Annotated in this window: 16 protein-coding genes; 4 read left to right on the top strand and 12 right to left on the bottom strand. The window is 72.9% G+C overall.

Translation table 11 applies throughout. From position 1 onward, the window contains the following. Window positions 1-13 precede the first annotated feature (13 nt). From RBXJA2T_RS10520 to RBXJA2T_RS10505, 4 genes are read right to left on the bottom strand one after another with little or no spacing between them, the layout of a single operon-like run. Window positions 14-1,120, bottom strand: coding sequence for a nucleotidyltransferase domain-containing protein (locus tag RBXJA2T_RS10520; RefSeq protein WP_009857345.1), 1,107 nt, complete (start codon window positions 1,118-1,120; stop codon window positions 14-16). Next, on the bottom strand, window positions 1,110-2,045 hold the full coding sequence (locus RBXJA2T_RS10515) for an HprK-related kinase A (RefSeq protein ID WP_009857344.1): 936 nt from the start codon (window positions 2,043-2,045) through the stop codon (window positions 1,110-1,112). Before RBXJA2T_RS10515 ends, RBXJA2T_RS10520 begins: the two co-directional genes overlap by 11 nt. Beyond that, window positions 2,042-2,338, bottom strand: coding sequence for an HPr-rel-A system PqqD family peptide chaperone (locus RBXJA2T_RS10510; protein WP_009857343.1), 297 nt, complete (start codon window positions 2,336-2,338; stop codon window positions 2,042-2,044). The genes RBXJA2T_RS10515 and RBXJA2T_RS10510 overlap by 4 nt, the downstream gene beginning before the upstream one ends. Window positions 2,339-2,342: 4 nt before the next feature. After that, a complete protein-coding gene (locus tag RBXJA2T_RS10505) occupies window positions 2,343-2,948 on the bottom strand; it encodes a hypothetical protein (protein WP_009857342.1) in 606 nt (201 codons plus the stop codon). 321 nt (window positions 2,949-3,269) lie between these two features. Between RBXJA2T_RS10505 and RBXJA2T_RS10500 the strand changes: the two genes are divergently transcribed. Together RBXJA2T_RS10500 and RBXJA2T_RS10495 are read left to right on the top strand one after the other, a co-directional pair. After that, the gene (locus RBXJA2T_RS10500; RefSeq protein ID WP_009857340.1) at window positions 3,270-4,589 is read left to right on the top strand and encodes a PilZ domain-containing protein; all 1,320 of its coding nucleotides are present in this window, start codon (window positions 3,270-3,272) and stop codon (window positions 4,587-4,589) included. Window positions 4,590-4,635: 46 nt separating this feature from the next. Continuing rightward, entirely contained in the window at window positions 4,636-5,508 is an 873-nt protein-coding gene (locus RBXJA2T_RS10495) for a S1C family serine protease (protein ID WP_009857339.1), read from the top strand. Here the strand turns inward: RBXJA2T_RS10495 and RBXJA2T_RS10490 are convergent, their stop codons facing one another. The 5 genes from RBXJA2T_RS10490 to RBXJA2T_RS10470 all read right to left on the bottom strand — a co-directional run bounded on the left by RBXJA2T_RS10490 (window position 5,509) and on the right by RBXJA2T_RS10470 (window position 9,842). Then, a complete protein-coding gene (locus RBXJA2T_RS10490; protein WP_009857338.1) occupies window positions 5,509-6,516 on the bottom strand; it encodes an NAD-dependent epimerase in 1,008 nt (335 codons plus the stop codon). A gap of 74 nt (window positions 6,517-6,590) precedes the next feature. Next, window positions 6,591-7,358, bottom strand: coding sequence for a phosphonate ABC transporter, permease protein PhnE (gene phnE, locus RBXJA2T_RS10485; protein ID WP_009857337.1), 768 nt, complete (start codon window positions 7,356-7,358; stop codon window positions 6,591-6,593). After that, the gene (locus RBXJA2T_RS10480; RefSeq protein ID WP_009857336.1) at window positions 7,355-8,176 is read right to left on the bottom strand and encodes a PhnE/PtxC family ABC transporter permease; all 822 of its coding nucleotides are present in this window, start codon (window positions 8,174-8,176) and stop codon (window positions 7,355-7,357) included. Before RBXJA2T_RS10480 ends, phnE begins: the two co-directional genes overlap by 4 nt. Further along, the gene (locus tag RBXJA2T_RS10475; RefSeq protein ID WP_009857335.1) at window positions 8,170-8,985 is read right to left on the bottom strand and encodes a phosphonate ABC transporter ATP-binding protein; all 816 of its coding nucleotides are present in this window, start codon (window positions 8,983-8,985) and stop codon (window positions 8,170-8,172) included. Before RBXJA2T_RS10475 ends, RBXJA2T_RS10480 begins: the two co-directional genes overlap by 7 nt. Window positions 8,986-8,996: 11 nt before the next feature. Next, a complete protein-coding gene (locus tag RBXJA2T_RS10470) occupies window positions 8,997-9,842 on the bottom strand; it encodes a putative selenate ABC transporter substrate-binding protein (protein ID WP_439126483.1) in 846 nt (281 codons plus the stop codon). A 133-nt stretch (window positions 9,843-9,975) separates the two neighbouring features. On the opposite strand from RBXJA2T_RS10470, the gene selD reads away from it, so the two are divergent. Then, window positions 9,976-11,043: a selenide, water dikinase SelD gene (gene selD, locus RBXJA2T_RS10465; protein WP_009857333.1), complete on the top strand. Its 1,068-nt coding sequence runs from the start codon at window positions 9,976-9,978 to the stop codon at window positions 11,041-11,043. 175 nt (window positions 11,044-11,218) lie between these two features. Beyond that, window positions 11,219-12,022: an alpha/beta fold hydrolase gene (locus RBXJA2T_RS10460; RefSeq protein ID WP_009857332.1), complete on the top strand. Its 804-nt coding sequence runs from the start codon at window positions 11,219-11,221 to the stop codon at window positions 12,020-12,022. 87 nt (window positions 12,023-12,109) lie between these two features. Here the strand turns inward: RBXJA2T_RS10460 and RBXJA2T_RS10455 are convergent, their stop codons facing one another. From RBXJA2T_RS10455 to RBXJA2T_RS10445, 3 genes are read right to left on the bottom strand one after another with little or no spacing between them, the layout of a single operon-like run. Then, the gene (locus RBXJA2T_RS10455; RefSeq protein WP_009857331.1) at window positions 12,110-13,879 is read right to left on the bottom strand and encodes a PHA/PHB synthase family protein; all 1,770 of its coding nucleotides are present in this window, start codon (window positions 13,877-13,879) and stop codon (window positions 12,110-12,112) included. 16 nt (window positions 13,880-13,895) lie between these two features. After that, window positions 13,896-15,077 carry an acetate/propionate family kinase gene (locus RBXJA2T_RS10450; protein WP_009857330.1) on the bottom strand — a complete coding sequence of 394 codons (1,182 nt, stop codon included), beginning with the start codon at window positions 15,075-15,077 and terminating at the stop codon, window positions 13,896-13,898. Then, window positions 15,074-16,480, bottom strand: coding sequence for a bifunctional enoyl-CoA hydratase/phosphate acetyltransferase (locus RBXJA2T_RS10445; RefSeq protein ID WP_009857329.1), 1,407 nt, complete (start codon window positions 16,478-16,480; stop codon window positions 15,074-15,076). Before RBXJA2T_RS10445 ends, RBXJA2T_RS10450 begins: the two co-directional genes overlap by 4 nt. Between the last annotated feature and the right edge of the window lie 142 nt (window positions 16,481-16,622).

The raw sequence follows: 16,622 nt of genomic DNA, 5'->3' as shown, positions 1-16,622 counted from the left end.
CGGGCCTGCCGGGTCAGGCCTGCTGGCGCTGCGCGGCCTCCTGCTCGCGGCGCTCGGCGCCGCTGAACCGGCGCCAGGCCTTGCGCGCGAGGTGGCGGGCGAGCAGCGGCAGCGGCATGCGCAGCCAGTGCGAACGCAGGTACAGCGCCAGCCGCGCCGGCGGCGCCCCCGGCGTCTCGCAACTCGGGTGCTGCGGCTGCAGCGCCCGCGCGTAACAGGCGTCGAGCAGCGCCGGCAGCGGCCACGGCGGCGCCGCGCGCTGCAGTTCACGCTGGACCTCCGGCGGCACCGGCGTGCCGAGCGCACGCGCGCTGTGGCGCAGCGCATAGTGCAGCGAGCGCCGCAGCCCCAGCCGGCCGGCGCGTTCGACGACGCGGTCCCAGTAGGCGGCCTCGCCGCCGAAGTGGCGCACCAGCGCGTCCAGGTCGAACAGGTCGCGCAGCCCGTGGGCGAACTCGCCTTCGTGGAACAGGTGGGTTGCGCTGTGCAGCAGCAGGTCGGCCGGCGCCAGCGTCGACAGGCCGGGCCAGGCGGCCAGCGGGCGCAGGTCCTCGAACAGCGCCGGCGTGTCCAGCGCGGTGCGCGAGGTCAGCGGCAGCAGCGTGTGGTGCACGTCGAGCGCCGTCTCGCGGCTGCGGTGGCGCATCGGCGGCAACTCGTGCATCCAGCGGCGGTAGTACTGCTCGTCGTAGGCCGACAGGCCTTCGACGATCCAGCCGTGGATCAGCAGCGCGCTCTCGACGTCGGCCAGCGCCGCACGCGGCACGAGGATGTCGAGGTCGCCGTACAGCCGCGAGCGCGCCAGCGGCAGGTCCAGCGCCAGGTAGGCGCCGCCCTTGAGCACGACGCAGTGCGGCGTGACCCCGGCCAGGGCCTCGGCAATGCAGGCCAGCTCCCAGCGCATGCGCTGGCGCTGGGCGTCGGCGATCTGGCGCGCGGCCGCCAGATGGGCCTGCGCCGGCGGCGGCGCCTGGACGCCGGCCTCGGCCAGCGCGTCGTGCAGCCGGGCGATCAGGTTGGCGCGGCGCGCCTGGCGCACCAGCAGGTCCCAGCCGGCCGGCGCCAGCGCGGCAGCGCGTGCCGGCTCCCGCAGCACACGCACGAGCAGGCTAGGCGCCATGCGCGTCTCCCGGCGGCCGGCCGGCGGCCAGCGCCTCGAAGGCCGGCTCGAGCTCGTCGAGCGTGCCGTAGCGGAAGCTCAGGCAGTCGACGGCGCCGACCAGCGTGGTCAGCGTGTCGAAACCCCGCCGCCCGAGCACGTGGTAGTTGAAGGACTGCTCGGCCAGCAGCAGCGCCGCCTGCGCGCGGTCGAGCCGCTCGAAGCCGGCGCGGGCTCCGGCCTGCCAGCGCGGCAGCACCACCCAGGCCGGCCGTGCCGGCTCGGCGCGGCGGCGCACGGCCTCGGCCGGCGGGCGCATCAGCGCCACCGTGCCCTTCAGCGTGTCCGGCACCGGCGGCGACATCACGGCCTCGGGCACGAAACCGGTGACCAGGTCGATCGAGGCGTTCTTCAGGTTGACGGCACGCGCCATGCCGTGCACCAGGCCGGTGGCCGGGTCCAGCAGCGCGAGCTCGTCGGACAGCAGACGCCAGCCGCGATGGGCCAGCACCGCGGTCAGCGTGCTCTTGCCCGAGCCCGGCGGCGCCGGCAGCACGAGCGCGCGGCCGTCGCGCTCGAGCACCGCGGCATGGCAGACCAGGAACTGGTGGGCGTGCGAGGCCACGCACCAGTTGAGGCCCCATTCGAGCATCGTCGGCGCCTGGCGCCGGGGCAGGCTGACGAAGGCCGGCAGCCCGTCGTAGAGGAAACGCGCGCGCCAGCGGCCGAACGGCAGCCAGCGCGGCTCGGCGCGGATCTCGAGATGGAAGTCGGCGAAGCCGTCCTCGGCGGCGAGCGGGAAGTCGGCGTAGAGCAGCGCCACGGCGTCGGCCAGCGCCGGCAGCTCGGAACGCACGCAGGCGCTGAAGGGGTGCAGGTCCAGCCGCAGGCCGGCGCCGCGGAGCCGCGCGCGCAGCGCCGCACGATCGAGGTCGGAGATCTTCAAGAGTCCAGGCGCGCGACGAGGCCCCATGTCCGCAGCTGTTCGAGTTCGGTGCCGATGGCGCCGGCCATGTCGGCGGGCAGCTCGGTGCCCAGCTCCGCGGCGAGTGCTGCGGCCAGCGCCGGCTCGGACTGCGCACCGTGCTCGTGCAGCATCGCCATCAACTCCAGCGCCAGCGCGCCGAGCGTGAAGGTGTCGCCGCTGCGTTCGTCGAAGGCGATCGCGCAGGCCGAGTCGTCCCAGGACCGGACGTGGATCGCCGCCTCGTGCGTGAGGGACCAGGTCGCCGCGGTCACGCCATCAGATCGGGCGCGAGACGTTGTTGTTCTTCACGTAGTCGAGGATCTCGGCACGGCCCCAGTACTTGCCCGAGGGCAGCGTGTAGCTGCCGGAGGCCATCTGGTTGACGTCCAGCAGCGGCACGCAGCGCGTCGGGTCGATGTCCACGCCCTTGCCCTGCAGCAGCCGCTGGTTCAGGCAGGCCACGACCATGTGGCGCGGGAAATCGTCAAGCCCCGCGCAGTTGTTGATCTTGTTGAGCAAATCGAACAGCAGCACATCCTTGGTGTGAAGACCGCTCGGCCGGGGCACGTCAAAGTGGCTGACCAGCACGGTTCTCTTCCAGCCGTCGAAGTTGCTGCCGAACTTCTTGCTGTCGAGACTCCCACACAGCTTGTCCCACGGCCGGCCGATGCCGACCTGCTCGAGATTGCGGCACCACTGGTCCAGCGACCAGGCCTGGATCTTGGTGCCGTTGGCGATCGCGCGCGTCGTGACGCTGGCCGACGGGTTGACCATCATCGAGCCCCAGGCCGAGGTCGACAGGCAGCTGAGGGTCGTGGCGTGCACCGGGCGGCCGACCAGCAGCAGCGAGGCCGGCGCGGCACCGCCGGCGACCCTCAGCAAGCGCCGGCGACGCGGGGAGAAGCCGCCAGACGGAGTGCCCTCGGCGTGATCCGGTTCTTGGGGTTCGATGGGTCGTTCGGTGTCGTTCATCACGGCTCCCTCGGATTCGGCGCAGGCGACAAGCTCTGGAGCGGGTCCGGTGCACGCAGTGTAGACCGCGACCCGGCGCCGACACACCTTGCAACGGGCCCTTGAATCGGTGGTCGGCACCCCGTGGATGAAGCCGTCCGTGTACTGGTTCTCACCGGTCCGCCAGGCACTCAATTGCGACAAGGTGTTGCAGATCCTCAACCTGCCGCGCCGCACGCCGTAACCTGAGCCATGAGCACCCTGCGAAAGAACGTCCACGCCGGTCTGCGTTCCGCGATGGGGATGCTGCCCGACTCCGCCCGGCACGCGATCTTCCGCCGCATGGTCGACTGCGAGCCGGCCCCGGACGGCCGGCTGGAGATCCGCATCGTCGACAGCCGCCAGGATCTCGAGGCCTGCTTCCGGCTGCTGCACGACGCCTACGTCGCCAGCGGCTTCATGAAGCCGCACCCGTCGGGCCTGCGCGTCACGCCATACCACGCGCTGCCGACGACGACGACGATCGCCGCGTTCTGGGACGGCGAGGTCGTCGGCACGCTGTCGATGATCCGCGAAGGCGTTTTCGGCTTCCCGCTGCAGTCGGTGTTCGACCTGACCGCGGTGCGCGCCCAGCCGGGGCGCATCGCCGAGATCTCGGCGCTGGCGGTGCACCCGAAGTTCCGCTCCACCGGCGGCAGGATCCTGTTCCCGCTGATGAAGTTCATGCACGACTACTGCGTGCACTACTTCGACACCCGGCACCTGGTCATTGCCGTCAACCCGGCGAAGATCGAGCTCTACGAGTCGCTGCTGTTCTTCCGCCGCCTGCAGGCCTCCGAGGTCGACCACTACGACTTCGCCAACGGCGCGCCGGCGGTCGGCGCGACGCTGGACCTGCACGAGGCCCCGACGCTGCTGAAGGAAGGCTACGACGGCCGCCCGCCGCGCAAGGACCTGTACCGCTACTTCATCACCTCGCGCCTGCCCAACGCCAAGCTGCCCGAACGCCGCTACTTCACGACCAACGACCCGGTGATGACGCCGGCGCTGCTGGACTACTTCTTCACCCAGCGCACCGACTGCTTCGCCCAGCTCGACACTCGCCGGCTGGGGCTGCTGCACAGCATCTACGACAGCCCCGAGTACGCCGCGGTGCTGCCGCCGCTGCCTTACGGCCACCAGGCCGGTGGCGCCGCGCTGCGCCGCCACCCGCGCTACTCGCTGAAGTGCCCGGCGGTGCTGACGCTGGAAGACCGCCCGCAGGCGCTGGAGGTGGTGGAGCTGTCGCAGCAGGGCTTCCAGGCCCACGGCGCGAACGACCTGCCGCTGGGCGCACGCGGCTGGGCCAAGGTGCAGCTCGGCGAAGGCGTCGAATCCACGGTGCTGACCGAGGTCGTGCGGCGCGTGCCGACGGCCACCGGCCACTACCACGGCTTCCGCGTCGAGGCGCCGGACCCGGCCTGGATGCGCTGCGTGCGCCTGCTGGAGACCGGCACGACGCACGCCGACCTCGCGCCCGACCCGGCAGAGCCGGCGGCCCGGCCGCAGCCCGACGGCCGCCGGGCAGCCTGAGCGGGGGGCCGGACGCACCACCTGCGGGTGCTATGCTGGCCCTACCGTGCGCGCCCCGTTCCCGACGCTGATCCCCGCCCCCACCTCCCCGATCGATGCCCGTCCCGGCGCCGGCCACGGCACCGGCCCCCGGCGCCGCGCCTGGCTGGCGGCTTCGCTGCTGTCGCTGACCTTGCCGGCCTGGGCCGGCCTGCCCGACGTCATCGCCGCGGCCAAGCCCGGGGTCGTCGCCGTCGGCACCTTCAACCCGCTGGACAACCCGCGCTTCTCGTTCCGCGGCAGCGGCTTCGCCGTGCTCGACGGCAGCTACGTCATCACCAACCAGCACGTGCTGCCGCCGGCCAACGAGGTCGAGCAGCTGTCGCGGCTGTCGGTGCTGGTGGCGCGCAACGGCAAGGTGTCGGAAGCGCGCTCGGCGCGCCTGGCCGGCTCCGACCGCTCGCACGACCTGGTGCTGCTGAAGATCGAGGGCCCGTCGCTGCCGCCGCTGCCGCTGGCCGACGCCGACGCTGCGCGCGAAGGCATGTCGATCGCGCTGATGGGCTTCCCGATCGCCGGCGCGCTGGGCTACTCGCCGGTGACGCACCGCGGCATCGTCTCGGCGGTGACCTCGATCGCGCTGCCGGCGGCGAACTCGCGCCAGCTCGACCCGCGGGCGCTGCAGAAGCTGCGCGAGGGCAGCTTCGACATCTTCCAGCTCGACGCCACCGCCTACCCCGGCAACAGCGGCGGCCCGGTGCTGGACGCCGAGACCGGCGAGGTCGTCGCCGTCGTCAACATGGTGCTGGTGCGCGGCACGCGCGAGAACGCGATCCAGTACCCGTCGGGCATCAGCTACGCGATCCCCGTGCGCCACGTGCACGAGCTGCTGCAGCAGGCCGCTCCGCCGGAGCCGACGGCCACGGCGCTGCCGCGCTGATCAGACGCGGTAGTAGCCGCGGTACCAGTCGACGAAGCGGCCGATGCCGGTGCGCAGGTCGGTGGCCGGCGCGAAACCGGTCCAGGCACTCAGCGCGTCGACGTCGGCGTAGGTCGCCGGCACGTCGCCGTCCTGCATCGGCAGCAGGTTCTTCTGTGCCTCGCGGCCGAGCGCGGCCTCGACGTGGCCGATGAACTCCATCAGCTCCACCGGCGCGTGGTTGCCGATGTTGAAGACGCGGTAGGGCACGTTGCTGGTGCCGGCGTCGGGCGCCTCGGGACGGTAGGCCGGGTCGGGCTCGGCCGTGCGGTCGAGCACCCGGATCACGCCTTCGACGATGTCGTCCACGTAGGTGAAGTCGCGCTTCATGCGGCCGTGGTTGAAGACGTCGATCGGCCGGCCTTCGAGGATCGCCTTGGTGAACAGGAACAGCGCCATGTCCGGCCGGCCCCAGGGGCCGTAGACGGTGAAGAAGCGCAGCCCCGTCGTCGGCAGGCCGTAGAGATGGCTGTAGGTGTGCGCCATCAGTTCGTTGGCCTTCTTCGTCGCGGCGTACAGGCTGACCGGGTGGTCGACGCTGTCGTGCTCGGCGAACGGCATCTTCGTGTTGCCGCCGTAGACGCTGGAGCTGGACGCGTAGACGAGGTGCTGCACCCGCGCGTGGCGGCAGCCCTCGAGGATGTTGATGAAGCCGACGAGGTTGCTGTCGACGTAGGCGTGCGGGTTCTGCAGCGAGTAGCGCACGCCGGCCTGCGCGGCGAGGTGGATGACGCGGTCGAAACGTTCGGCGGCGAACAGCGCGTCCATGCCGGCGCGGTCGGCGACGTCGAGCTTGACGAAGCGGAAGCCCGGGTGCGGCTCGAGCCGCGCCAGGCGGTCGAGCTTGAGCCGGACGTCGTAGTAGTCGTTGAGGTTGTCGAGACCGACCACCTCGTCGCCGCGCGCGAGCAGCCGCAGCGCCGTCGTCATGCCGATGAAACCGGCGGCACCGGTGAGCAGGATCTTCATGTCGGCGACGATTCTGGCACGCGCCCTGCGCGGCCCGGCCCCCGTGCTCGCGGGCGGCCGGCGTGCCGTTCTGCTCAGCGCATCAGCATCCGGCGCACGAAGACGCTGGCCGCGTCGACCGCCAGCACCAGCACGATCATCGCCAGCAGCACCGTCGCCGTGCGGCCCATCTGGAACAGGCCGAGGTGGAAGGCCAGCATCTGCCCCAGCCCGCCGGCGCCGACGACACCCAGCACCGCGGCGGCGCGGATGTTGTTCTCCCAGCGGTACAGCGTGTAGCTGACGAGTTGCGGCAGCACCTGCGGCAGCGTCGCCCAGGCGGCGACGCGCCAGCCCTCGACACCCTGCGCGCGCAGCGCCTCGGCCGGGCCGGGCGGCGCGTTCTCGATGGCCTCGCCGAACAGCCGGCCGAGCACGCCGGTGGTGTGCAGCGCCAGCGCCAGCGTGCCGGTCATCGGCCCCAGGCCGGCGGCGACCAGCAGCAGCGCCGCCCAGACGAGTTCGGGCACCGCACGCAGCGCGTTCATCAGCCAGCGCGCCAGCCACCGGCCGCGGCGCGGCAGCGCCAGCAGCAGCCCGCCGACGGCCGCCAGCGCGGTGCCCAGCAGCGACATCGCCAGCGTCTCGCCGGCACCGCGCACGACCTTGGCGACGAACACCGGGTCGTGCGCCGGCGGGAAGAACTCGGCGACGAAACGCGCCATCGAGGCCAGCGCCTCGGACGAGAAGAAGGCGCGCCACTGCAGGTCCAGCGAAACGAAGCTGGCGACGATCAGCACCGCCAGCGCAGCCAGCAGCACACGCGTGCGCACGTCGGTGCGCGGAGGGCGGCGCGGGTTCATCCGAGCACCTTGCGGATCGTCGCGCTGGCGCGGTCGGCCAGTGCCACCAGCGCGACGAAGACGATCAGCACCGTCGCCACCTCGGCGCCGGCGAACATCTTCAGCGAGCCGTCCAGCTCCTGGCCCAGGCCGCCGGCACCGACGAAACCGAGCACCACCGACGAGCGGATCGCGCACTCCCAGCGGTAGACGGTGTACGAGGCCAGCTCGTGCGCGTTCTGCGGCAGCAGCCCCCAGAAGAAGGCCTGCAGCCGGCCCGCGCCCTGGCGCAGCAGCGCCTGCGCCGGCGCCGCTTCGCCGCTGTCCAGGATCTCGGCGTAGACCTTGCCGAGCATGCCGCCGTAGGTCAGCGCGATCGCCAGCACGCCCGAGGTCGGCCCCAGGCCGACGACACGCACGAAGACCAGCGCCCAGACGAGTTCGGGCACGCTGCGCAGCACGACGAGCAGCGCGCGCACCGCCTGGCGCACGACCAGCGGCACGGCCGCCATCGGCCCGGCCAGCGCCGAGAGCGACAGCACGCGCGCCGTCAGCAGCGCACCCGGCACCGCGATCAGCAGCGCCAGCGTGATGCCGGCGGTGGCGATCGCCACCGTGCGCCAGGTCGCTTTCGCGACCAGCGCCAGGAACTCGGGCGCGAGCGCCGGCGGGAAGAAGGCGGCGAGGAAACGCCCGGTGACGGCCAGCGTCTCGGGCTCGAACAGCCGCTGCGGCCGGAACTCGGTGGCCACGACCAGCGGCCACAGCAGCACCAGCACGGCGCCGGTCCAGAAGACCCGGCCGGCCCAGGCCGGGTCGCGGCGCGCCGGGTTCAGCATCGGCCGGCGACCAGCGCGCGTTCGGCCGGCTGGTCTTCCAGCGCCGGAGCGAAGTCTTCGCGCGCCGCGTACAAGGCCTGCAGACGCGCCGGCGTGACCTCGGCGGCCGGCAGGTCGAAGGCCAGGCGGCCGTCGCGCAGGCCGATGACACGCGGGAACGAGGCCAGCGCCGCGTCGACCTGGTGCAGCGACGCGACCAGCGTCACGCCACGCGCCGCGGCCTCGTCGCGCAAGGCGGCCAGCGCCTGGGCGGCACGCGCCGGGTCCAGCGCCGACAGCGGCTCGTCGACCAGCCACAGCGTCGCCGGCGACAGCAGCGCACGCGCCAGGCCGACACGCTGGCGCTCGCCGCCGGACAGGCGGTCGACACGCTCGAAGAGCTTGTCGGCGAGGTCGAAACGCGCCAGCGCGGCTTCGGCCGCGCCGATGTCCTGGGCGTGCACCAGCGCCGCCAGGCTCTGCCAGAAGCCCATCGCCGGCAGCCGGCCGGCCGTCACCGCGGTGACGACACGCTGGCGCGGCGGCAGCGGCGGCGTCTGCGGCGCCAGGAACAGCCGGCCGCGCAGCCGCTGCAGCGCCGCGCGCGGCAGCGTCCACGGGTCGGTGCCGTCGAGCACGACCTGCCCGGCCGAGGGCCGCAGCGCCGCGGCGATGAGCTGCAGCAGCGTCGTCTTGCCGGCGCCCGACGGGCCGATGACGGCCACCGCCTCGCCAGGCGCGATGTCCAGCGTCAGGCCGTCGATGGCCGCCGGCGCGTCGGCGCGGGCCGCCGGGTGGCGGCCGACGGCGGCGGCCAGCGCGATGCGCATCGCGGCCGCGCTCAGATCAGGCCGGCGGCGCGTGCCGCGGCTTCGATGCCCTTGTAGTTGTCCGGGCTGGTCGGCACGAAACGCGTCGCGCGCTGCAGTTCCAGCACCTCGCGGCCTTCGGCGGTGTCGCGCGACAGCGCCAGGAAGGCGGCCTTGAGCTTCTCGCGCAGCGGCGCCGGCATCTGGGCGTGCACGGTCCAGTTGTAGTCGTAGTACGCGGGCGTCGTGTAGAAGACGCGCACGCGCTGCGTGTCGACCTTGCCCTCGGCGACGAGCTTGTCCCAGACCGAGATGTTCAGCGCCCCGGCGGCCACCTTGCCGGCGGCGACCGCGGCCACCGTGGCGTCGTGCGCGCCGCTGTAGGCGACACGGCGGAAGTCGCGGTCGGGTTCCAGCCCGGCGGCCATCAGGAAGCTGCGCGGCATCAAGTGGCCCGAGGTCGAGCTCTGCGAGCCGAAGCTGAAGTCGCGGCCCTTGATGTCGGCCAGCGAGCGCACCGCCGGGTCGGCGGTGACGAAGACCGAGCGGAACTTCTGGTCCTCCTCGCGCTGCACCAGCGGGATCACCTGGCCGCCGGAGCGGATGTTGGCCTGCACGAAGGTGAAGCCGCCGAACCAGGCGAGGTCGATCTTGCGCGTGACCAGGGTCTCGACGGCCGCGGCGTAGTCGGTCACCGGCGTGTACTCGACCTTCATCGCGAGCTTGGACTCGAGGTACTTGACCAGCGGCGCGGCCTTGCGCGCCAGTTCGGTCGGCGACTCGTCGGGGATCGCGGTGACGCGCAGCACCTGCTGCGCCTGGGCGCCGACGGCGGTGAAGGCGGCGGCGACGACAGCGGCGCGCAGCGCGCGCGACATCAGGCGGTGGAACATCGGTTCTCCCTGGGTCGATGGGGGGCGCGATTATGGAAGTTCGGCCCGGCCCGCGCAGGCGCTCGGTTTCCCGGGCGGGACTATGCTCGCGGCCGATCCATCTTTGCGAAAGCCGCCGATGACCACCGCCCCCGCCCCTGCAGAGCCCCGTCTGACCTCGCTGTCGCACGGCGGCGGCTGCGGCTGCAAGATCGCCCCGGGCGTGCTGACCGAGATCCTGCGCGGCGCGTCGGCGATGCCGGTGCCGCCCGAGTTGCTGGTCGGCATCGAGACCAGCGACGACGCCGCGGTCTACCAGCTCAACGACGAGCAGGCGCTGGTCGCGACGACCGACTTCTTCATGCCGATCGTCGACGACCCCTTCGACTTCGGCCGCATCGCCGCGACCAACGCGCTGTCCGACGTCTACGCGATGGGTGGCAAGCCGATCCTGGCGCTGGCGCTGGTCGGCATGCCGATCGCGGTGCTGTCCACCGAGACCATCGGGCGGGTGCTCGAAGGCGGCGCCTCGGTCTGCCGGGCCGCCGGCATCCCGATCGCCGGCGGCCATTCGATCGACTCGGTCGAGGCGATCTACGGCCTCGTGGCGCTGGGCCTGGTGCACCCGCAGCGGGTGCGCCGCAACGCCGGCGCGAAGCCCGGCGACCTGCTGGTGCTGGGCAAGCCGCTGGGTGTCGGCGTGATGTCGGCGGCGCTGAAGAAGGGTGCGCTCGGCGCCGAGGGCTACGACCGCATGATCGCGACGACGACGAAACTCAACACGCCGGGGCCCGACCTCGCGGCGCTGGACGCGGTGCACGCGCTGACCGACGTCACCGGCTTCGCGCTCGCCGGCCACGCGCTGGAGATGGCACGCGGCTCGGGCCACGACGTCGAGCTCGACTGGGCCTCGGTGCCGCTGCTGCCGGGCGTGCGTGCGCTCGCCGGCCAGGGTTTCGTCACCGGCGCGTCGGGCCGCAACTGGGCCAGCTACGGCGCCGAAGTCGAACTGCCCGAGGGTTTCGCCGCCGAAGACCGCGCGCTGCTGACCGACCCGCAGACCAGCGGCGGCCTGCTCGCCGCCTGCGCGCCCGAGGCGCTGGACGCGGTGCTGGCGATCTTCCGCGAGCACGGCTTCGGCGACGCCGCGGTGGTCGGCCGCGTCGTGCCGACCGCCGGCGCGGCGCCGCGGCTGCGCATTCGCTGAGGGCAAAAAAACGGGGCCGCGAGGGCCCCGTAACTCGATCTTCCTGACCACCCGACGTCCGGAACCGTCAGGCAGCGAAGTCATTCTGGGCCGGGTGCGCCGTCGATGCCAAAAGCCGGCGCCAAGGCCCCGGACGCGAAAGGTCCAAGCCGGCCCACGGCGTTAAGGTCGCGCGATGCGTGAGGGAACCTCGTTCAGCGAGCTGCCGTTCGACGGCCGCCGCGTGCGCATCGAGTGGCGCGAGATCGGCCGCGACGCGCCGCCGGGCACGCCGTGCATGGTCTTCCTGCACGAGGGCCTGGGTTCGGCGGCGGCCTGGCGCGACTTCCCCGACCGGCTCTGCGCCGCGCTCGGCTGGCGCGGGCTGGTCTATTCGCGCCCCGGCTACGGCCGCTCGACGCCGCGCGCGGCCGACGAACACTGGGACGCGAGTTATCTGCACCGCCAGGCGCAGGACCTGCTGCCGGCGCTGCTCGCCGAACGTGGCCTCGACCCGGCGCGCGAGCCGCTCTGGCTCTTCGGCCACAGCGACGGCGCGACGATCGCGCTGCTGCACGCCGCGGCCTTCCCCGGCGTCGCCGCCGGTGCGGTGATCGTCGCGCCGCACCTGTGGGTCGAAGACCTCACGCTCGCCGGCCTGCGCGCCGCCCGCCGGGCCTACGTCGAAGGCGACCTGCGCGCCCGGCTGGCACGCTGGCACGACGACCCCGACTCGGCCTTCTGGGGCTGGAACGGCGTCTGGCTGGACGAACGTTTCCACGGCTGGTCCATCGTCGACGAGGTCGCGGCGATCCGCTGCCCGCTGCTCGCGGTGCAGGGCGAACGCGACGACTACGGCACGCTGGAGCAGATCCGCAGCGTGGCGCGGCAGGTGCCGGGCACGGTGCTGCTGGAACTGGAGGACTGCGGCCACGTGCCGCACCGCGAGCGGCCGCGCGAGCTGATCGCCGCCGTGGCGCGCTTCGTCAAACCGGATTGAGACCGGATCGAGGCCAGCCCTCGCGCGTGAAATCGCGCTCAGGCCTTCGTCCGGCACGGGACGCCTTCCGGCGTCCCATGTCCGGACTCAGTCACGCCAGCACTGGTACACGTAAGTGCCCGGCGCGGCGCAGACGACGTCGGCCTTGGCCGGCGTGCGCGCCTTGGCGGTCTCGCCGCTGCCCTGGGCCAGCAGCCACTCGTGCCAGGCGGTCCACCACGAACCTTCGTGGCGCGGCGCCTGCTCGGCCCAGGCCTCGGGGTCGACCCAGGCGCCGTCGACCTCGCGTGTGGCCATGCGGTAGCGCCGGTTGGCGTGGCCGGGCTCGCTGACGATGCCGGCGTTGTGGCCGCCGCTGGTCAGCACGAAGGTGATCGTGGTGTCGGCCAGGCGGTGGATCTTGTAGACCGACTTCCACGGCGAGACGTGATCCTTCTCGGTGCCGACGACGAACATCGGCGCCGCGATGTCCGACAGCGACACCGCGCGCCCTTCGACCGGGAAGCGCCCTTCGGCGATCTCGTTGCGCAGGTAGCAGCGGCGCAGGTACTCGCTGTGCATCGCCGCCGGCATGCGCGTCAGGTCGGCGTTCCAGGCCATCAGGTCGTTGGGGCTGTCGGGCTCGCCGAGCCAGAACTCGCGCAGCCGGCGTGACCAGACCTGGTCGCGTGAATGCAGGTAGGCGAAGGAGCCGGCCATCTGCGCGCCGGTGAGGAAGCCGCGTTCGGCCATCATGTCCTCGAGCAGCGTGACCTGCGACTCGTCGATCAGCACGCCCATCTCGCCGGGCTCGGTGAAGTCGGTCTCGGCGGCCAGCAGCGAGACGCTGGCCAGTTCCGGCAGCAGCTCGGCGCGTGCGATGCGCCCCGGCCGCGCCAGCGCCGCGGCGGCCAGCGACAGCAGCGTGCCGCCCAGGCAGTAGCCGCAGGCGTGAACGCGCCGCCCCGGGATCATCCGGGCGATCTGCGCCAGCGGGTCGAAGATGCCGAGCTCCAGATAGTCCTGCATCGCCAGCAGCGCGTCCGACTCGTCGGGGTTGCGCCAGCTGAGGATGAAGACCGTGTGGCCCTGCTCGACCAGCCACTTGACGAACGAGTTGTGCGGCGACAGGTCGAGGATGTAGTACTTCATGATCCACGACGGAACGATGAACACCGGCTCGGCCTGCACCGAGGCGGTCAGCGGCAGGTACTGGATCAGCTCGACGAGGTGGTTGCGCCAGACCACCTGGCCGGGCGTCACGGCGACGTCGACACCGGGCTCGTAACGCCGCTCGGGCGTGCGCAGCGGCTCCAGGCCGTGCTGGCGGCGCCAGCCGTCCAGCGCGTGCAGCGTGCCGTCGACGAGGTTGGCGCCGCCGCGTTCGGCGGTGCGCTGCAGCACCTCGGGGTTGGCCAGGCCGGCATTCGACGGCGCCAGCATGTCCAGCCACTGGCGGGCGAAGAAACGCACGACCTCGCGGTGGTGCGGGTCGACGCCGCGCAGGTCGGTCGCGTCCTGCCACCAGCGTTCGGTGGCGTGCCAGCCGTGCACCACCGGCGCCCAGGGCCACTGCCTCCACGCCGGGGCGGCAAAACGGGCGTCGCCGTTGCCGGGCTCGGCCTGGCCCAGCATCTCGCCCCAGGCCTGCAGCCAGGACTGCTGGGCGCGGGCGACCAGCGCCAGCGCGGTGGCTGGCTGCGTCGCCAGGTGCAGCGCCCAGTCCTGCCAGGCCAGCGCCAGCGAGATCGGCGACAGCCCCGAGAAGGCCGGCGCGACGGCGGCGTGGAAGTGGCTGTCGAGGCGGCGTGCGGCGGCCAGCGCCGGGTCCAGCGCCGGATCGGCGAGCACGGCGGCGGCGACGTTCGGGTTGTGCATGCGGACTCCTTGAAACTCAGCCGCCGTCCAGGTGGCGGAACGCGGCATCGGCGGCGACCCGGCCTTCGTCGGTCGGCACGACCCAGACCTCGACGGCGCTGCCGGCGGCGTGCAGCGGCACCGGCCGGTCGGGCGGCGCCGCGCGGTTGGCGGCGGCGTCGAGCACCAGGCCGGTGAAGCCCAGCGCGGCGGCGACGTCTTCGCGCAGCCGCGCGTCGTGTTCGCCGATGCCGCCGGTGAAGGCCAGTACGTCCAGCCCGCCGAGCACGGCGACGATGGCGCCGGCCTCGCGCAGCAGGCGGTGGGTGAAGAGTGCGATCGCCTCGGCCGCCGCCGGCTCGGCACTGGCGCGCAGCGTGCGCATGTCGGCCGACAGCCCGGAGACGCCGAGCAGGCCCGACTGCTTGTAGAGCAGGCGCTCGACCTGCTCCAGCGTCCAGCCGTCGCGCCACAGGTGGAGCAGCACGCCGGGGTCCAACGCGCCGCTGCGGGTGCCCATCATCAGCCCGTCCAGCGCCGACAGGCCCATCGACGAGGCGACCGAACGCCCGCCGACGGCGCCGCAGAGGCTGGCGCCGTTGCCCAGGTGGGCCATCAGCAGCCGGCCGCCGGCACGCGCCGAGACGCCGGCCAGCGTGCCGCTGACCGACTCGTAGGACAGGCCGTGAAAGCCGTAGCGCCGCAGGCCTCGCGACTCGAAGTCACGCGGCAGCGGCAGCCGGCGTTCGACCTCGGGCATCGTCGCGTGGAAGGCGGTGTCGAAACACGCCACCTGTGGCAGCGCCGGCAGCGCGCGGTGGATCGCCGCGACGCCGGCCAGATTGTGCGGCTGGTGCAGCGGCGCCAGCGGCTCCAGCGTGTGCAGATACGCCAGCAGTTCGGCGTCGAGCACGCAGGGCGCGACGCAGCGCGAGCCGCCGTGCACGACGCGGTGCGCCACCGCCGCGAGCCGCCGCCCGCGTGCCGCCAGCAAGGCCAGCAGCGCGTCCAGCGCGGCGGCAAAACCGTCCTGCCCGGGCGCCTGCACCAGGCGGCGCGCGTCTTCGCCGGCAAGGTGCCAGCTCGGCTCGCCGCCGGGCTCCAGACCTTCGAACAAGCCAGTCCACAAGGCCGGCCCCTGGCGCTCGTAGACGCCGAACTTCAGCGACGAGGACCCCGCGTTGAGCGCCAGCACCGCGTCGCGCGGTGCAGCGTTCATCGCGCCTTCCCGGCGGCGATGGCGCGGGCGACGACGCCGGCCAGCGCCGCCGAGGCCATGCGCGAGATCGCCGCGTCGGCGCGGCTGGTCAGCGCGATCGGCACGCGCGCGCCGAGCACGACGCCGCAGCTCGCCGCACCGGCCAGGTACTCGAGCTGCTTGGCGAGCATGTTGCCGGCCTCCAGATCGGGCACGACGAGGATGTCGGCATTGCCGGCCACCGGCGACTCGATGTGCTTGATGCGCGCGGCCTCGACCGAGATCGCGTTGTCGAAGGCCAGCGGCCCGTCGAGCAGCGCGCCGGTGATCTGGCCGCGATCGGCCATCTTGCACAGCGCCGCGGCGTCCAGCGTCGAGGCCAGCCGCGGCGTCACCGTCTCCACCGCCGACAGCAGCGCGACCCGCGGCTGGTGCACGCCCAGCGCGTGCGCCAGCTCGACGGCGTTGCGCACGATGTCGGCCTTCTCGGCCAGCGTCGGCGCGATGTTGATCGCCGCGTCGGTGACCAGCAGCGGCTTCGGATAGGCCGGCACCTCGAAGCGGTAGACGTGCGACATGCGCCGCCCGGTGCGCAGCGAGTTCTCGTCGAGCACGGCCTTGATCAGCTCGTCGGTGTGCAGGCTGCCCTTCATCAGCATCTGCGCCTCGCCACGCGCGGCCAGCGCCGCGGCGGCGACCGCGGCGGCGTGGCTGTGCGGCACGTCGACGATCTCGATGCCCTCCAGCGAGACCTGCAACTGCTCGGCCAGCGTGCGCATGCGCAGCGCCGGGCCGACGAACACCGGCTCGATCAGCCCGTGCGCACGTGCGTCGAGCGCGCCGTGCAGCGAGCCTTCGTCGCAGGGATGCACGACGACGCAGCGCACCGGCGGGTGGCCGCGCAGCGTCTGCACCCAGGCTTCGAGCCGCGCCTCGGGGTCGAACAGGTGCATCGTCGGCATCGCGGCGCGCGGGCGCACGATCTTCTGCGTCGGCGCGCGCACCAGCGCGCGGCCGGTGACGACCTGGTCGCCGTGCTGGTTGAGCACGATGCAGTCGAGCGTGACGTTGCGTGTCGTGTCGTCCTTCTCGGCCACCGTGACGCCCACCGTCAGCGTGTCGCCGACGCGCACCGGGCGGTGGAAACGCAGGCTCTGCTCGAGGTAGATCGTGCCCGGGCCGGGAAACTCGGTGCCGAGCAGGCTGGAGATCAGCGCGCCGGCCCACATGCCGTGCGCGATGACGCCCTTGAAACGTGTGCCTTCGGCGTACTCGGCGTCGACGTGCGCCGGGTTGACGTCGCCGGAGACCAGCGCGAAGGCGTTGATGTCGTCCTTGGACAGCGTGCGCATCATCTGCGCGCGCTGGCCCGGACGCAGCTCGTCGTAGGTCAGGTTCTCGATCAGGCCTTCTTGTGCGCCCATGTCCCGCTCCCGTCTGGTGCCGACGATGCGGACGTCCGGGAGGCGGGGTCCGCGCGAGCCGCCTGGCCTGCGCCGCGCGGCAGCGCCCCCCCGCTCGGACGCGACGGGGCTGCCGGAACGATTCTGAACGTCCGCGGCGCGT

The organism is Rubrivivax benzoatilyticus JA2 = ATCC BAA-35 (assembly GCF_000190375.1).
GTDB classification, from domain to species: domain Bacteria; phylum Pseudomonadota; class Gammaproteobacteria; order Burkholderiales; family Burkholderiaceae_C; genus Rubrivivax; species Rubrivivax benzoatilyticus.
The sequence above is the reverse complement of the archived record's forward strand: the minus strand, read 5'-3'. Positions and strand labels throughout refer to the sequence as shown.